The sequence below is a fragment of the Pantoea sp. C2G6 genome (assembly GCF_051336815.1).
In the GTDB taxonomy this organism is placed as follows: domain Bacteria; phylum Pseudomonadota; class Gammaproteobacteria; order Enterobacterales; family Enterobacteriaceae; genus Pantoea.
In genome coordinates this window covers 1-653 of sequence record NZ_JBGMNJ010000040.1, presented here as the reverse complement: position 1 = coordinate 653, position 653 = coordinate 1, and the positions used below count along the sequence as shown (strand labels likewise).

General features: G+C 49.3%; 2 tRNA genes and 1 rRNA gene. All 3 read left to right on the top strand.

The window, feature by feature from the left end:
- Positions 1-66 (top strand): 16S ribosomal RNA (locus ACCW71_RS20555); the annotation flags it as partial.
- Between the two features lie 73 nt (positions 67-139).
- Positions 140-216, top strand: a tRNA-Ile gene (locus ACCW71_RS20550).
- 146 nt (positions 217-362) lie between these two features.
- Positions 363-438: transfer RNA gene (locus ACCW71_RS20545), tRNA-Ala, on the top strand.
- Positions 439-653 lie beyond the last annotated feature (215 nt).

Sequence of the window (653 nt, the reverse complement as noted above, 5' to 3'; positions counted from 1 at the left end):
TTCATGACTGGGGTGAAGTCGTAACAAGGTAACCGTAGGGGAACCTGCGGTTGGATCACCTCCTTACCTGAAGATACCTTCCCGCGCAGTGCTCACACAGATTGTCTGATAAAAAGTAACGAGCAGAAAAAACCTCTACAGGCTTGTAGCTCAGGTGGTTAGAGCGCACCCCTGATAAGGGTGAGGTCGGTGGTTCAAGTCCACTCAGGCCTACCAAATTTCTTCTCATGCTGCGTTAAAGCGCCGCTCGTATAGTGAACTATACGTCGCGACCCTTTGCCTTGCCTGAAAAGAAATTACATCCTTCTTAGGAAGAATGTAACTCGGTTGAGTGGTAGTAGCGGTCTCTGCGGTAACTGTATGGGGCTATAGCTCAGCTGGGAGAGCGCCTGCCTTGCACGCAGGAGGTCAGCGGTTCGATCCCGCTTAGCTCCACCATACTGTTTTTCTGAATACTTCAGAGCGTACCGGCAACGGTGTGCTGCGAAGTATTATGCTCTTTAACAATCCGGAACAAGCTGAAAATTGAAACGACGCGTCGTTTTCATTCTCCGTAATAAGAATGAAAAACACGACGCGTTCGAGTCTCTCAAATGCTTGCAGCTTACAGCGTTGAAAAACGCCTGTGGGTTGTGAGGTTAAGCGACTAAGCG